This is a genomic window from Paenacidovorax caeni (assembly GCF_001298675.1).
GTDB classification, from domain to species: domain Bacteria; phylum Pseudomonadota; class Gammaproteobacteria; order Burkholderiales; family Burkholderiaceae_C; genus Paenacidovorax; species Paenacidovorax caeni.
Window position 1 is genome coordinate 1 of sequence record NZ_CYIG01000108.1, and the last position, 1,927, is coordinate 1,927.

Here is a 1,927-nt window from a genome sequence, read left to right on the forward strand (position 1 = left end):
CTGCCAGACTTACCAAAAACCCCGCCGGTTCACCCGAGCCAGCAGCGTGGAAATCGCTTCCAACGTCTCGGCCTCGTGCAGCAATGCCCCGGCATGGGATGTAGCTGGCAGCGGTGCATCGGCTACCTGCTGGGCCCGCGTGAGCACCTGCTCGACCAGGCTGGTTCGGGGCAGCAGCACATAACGAACTTCGCAATCTAGCCCCTGGGCCAGGCGGGCCAGGGTTTTCAAGGTGATAGTGCCATCGGCCTCGGCCTGCTCCAGCTTGCGCACGCCTTGGCCCGTCATGCCCAGGCGACTGCCCAAGGCCTTGGAACTCATGCCCAATGCCAACCGGAGGGTCTTTGTCCAGCCGCACCTGGGGGGAGCGTGGCGCTGCAACTGGGCGAATTCGCAGAACTGGCGATCCAGGTCGGCCAAGCGGGTGAAGTCCAGGCGATTTTTCAAGGCAAGGGTTGGATGGATCTGTGTTGGGCAACGGGTTGGTTGTTCCGTTCTCGGCTTCGTGCAACCAGGAGCTTCCCATTGGCGGGGGAGGGAGCGGAGAGCACGAATTCGCCCAGCATGTTCCGTTATCTTCGCACGCCCGGCCCCAATGGGACCGAATAGTCTCATATTAATTTGAATGACGAATCATGCTGCGTGTACAGAAAAAGGATCTTGGACAGTTTGGGGAGACCGAGTTGGCGGCTCTAATCCACTCCCGGGGGTGGCAGTCGGTCTTGCCCCATGCACTGGGCAATCAACAGCTCCTGCTGGTGGCCGATCAGCTGCACGATTTGCTGGCTGGTCATGGCTGGGACGCAGCCCGAGGGCCGGGTAGCGCCGCTCTGCCTATCACGCTGCTGCTGCTCTCCAAGGCAGGGGTGCCATGCCAAGGACAAGGCATGGACGTAGAGATGGGCACTCTGCACGAGGCCATGACCCTGCTCAGCGTCACTGTGGATCGCGAGATCGTGAGACGGATGCTCCAGCGTGGGGATGACGCGACTGACCCTGGCTTGATGCAGGGCCTCGAAGAACTCGTACGATACAGCCAAGCCTCTGCCAAGGCCCCTCGCTTGGCCTAATCGGCGATCAGCGCCTCGAAGTCGGCGCTCACCGCATCGAGAAGGCCCTTGATCGAGGTGGCATCTATTTCCGGGCAATACGCGGCCACCATGAGCGTCAGGGGATGGATCTGCAGGCCTTCAGCCAGGTTCTCGATGACGCGGATGCTCGGCATCTGGTGGCCTTGCTCAATACGGCTGATGTGCCTGCGGCTGGTCGCCAAGAGCATGTCTTCCTGAGTCACGCCCCGGGCGGCGCGCAGTTGCTGCAGCGCACGACCGAAGTCAGCGTGGGGAGGAACATTCTTTCGAGGCATTGCCTCGATTTCCGCGCAATGGGACTAGAAAGACCACGACCAACTAGTCTCATTGGGTGGCCAAAGCGATGAAAAATGGTCTTCCCTGGACAGGCACAGACAAACTTATGCCATGCCAACCCTATTCCTAGACTTCGATGGGGTGTTGCACCCCGAGTTCTGCCACGAATCCCGGCATTTTTGCTGCCTGCCGGTATTGGAGGAGGTGGTGCGGCAGGTGCCAGATTGCGAGCTGGTGATTACCAGCACCTGGCGCCTGCAGCAATCGCTTGGGCGCATTCGAGAAAGATTTTCTCGGGATGTTGCGGCCAGGGTCATAGGGTGCACACCCAAAATCGGTGACTTGGTAGATGTTCCCCAGCCACTCGTCAGCTATGAGCGAGAGGCGGAATGCCATGCGTGGCTGCGGGCCCATGACCGGGCTTACCTGCCCTGGCTCGCAGTCGATGACCGGCCTTGGTTGTACAGACCGTTTTGTAGGTCGCTGTTTCTGGTTGAGGGCAAGACGGGGCTGACATCTCTGCTGGGAGCGCAACTGCTCTCACGTCTGCGCAACTTGTG

4 protein-coding genes are annotated in these 1,927 nt (G+C 60.4%); 2 read left to right on the forward strand and 2 right to left on the reverse strand.

The window, feature by feature from the left end; translation table 11 throughout:
* Nucleotides 1-9: 9 nt before the first annotated feature.
* Nucleotides 10-615: a helix-turn-helix domain-containing protein gene (locus BN2503_RS21275; protein ID WP_267887084.1), complete on the reverse strand. Its 606-nt coding sequence runs from the start codon at nt 613-615 to the stop codon at nt 10-12.
* Between the two features lie 107 nt (nt 616-722).
* Here BN2503_RS21275 and BN2503_RS18900 point away from each other — a divergent pair, with 107 nt between their 5' ends.
* Nucleotides 723-1,070, forward strand: a complete 348-nt coding sequence (locus BN2503_RS18900) for a hypothetical protein (RefSeq protein WP_233495139.1) — start codon at nt 723-725, stop codon at nt 1,068-1,070.
* On the opposite strand, the gene BN2503_RS18905 is transcribed toward BN2503_RS18900, so the two are convergent.
* Nucleotides 1,067-1,366: a helix-turn-helix domain-containing protein gene (locus BN2503_RS18905; protein WP_082366685.1), complete on the reverse strand. Its 300-nt coding sequence runs from the start codon at nt 1,364-1,366 to the stop codon at nt 1,067-1,069. The genes BN2503_RS18900 and BN2503_RS18905 overlap by 4 nt on opposite strands.
* Nucleotides 1,367-1,478: 112 nt before the next feature.
* Here BN2503_RS18905 and BN2503_RS19815 point away from each other — a divergent pair.
* Nucleotides 1,479-1,927 (forward strand): HAD domain-containing protein (locus BN2503_RS19815; RefSeq protein ID WP_074930528.1); only part of this gene is annotated, 449 nt, incomplete at its 3' end.

Coding starts and splice junctions, on each gene's coding strand:
- BN2503_RS21275 (WP_267887084.1), bottom strand. CDS start 615: ATGAGACTATTCGGTCCCATTGGGGCCGGGCGTGCGAAGATAACGGAA.
- BN2503_RS18905 (WP_082366685.1), bottom strand. CDS start 1,366: ATGCCTCGAAAGAATGTTCCTCCCCACGCTGACTTCGGTCGTGCGCTG.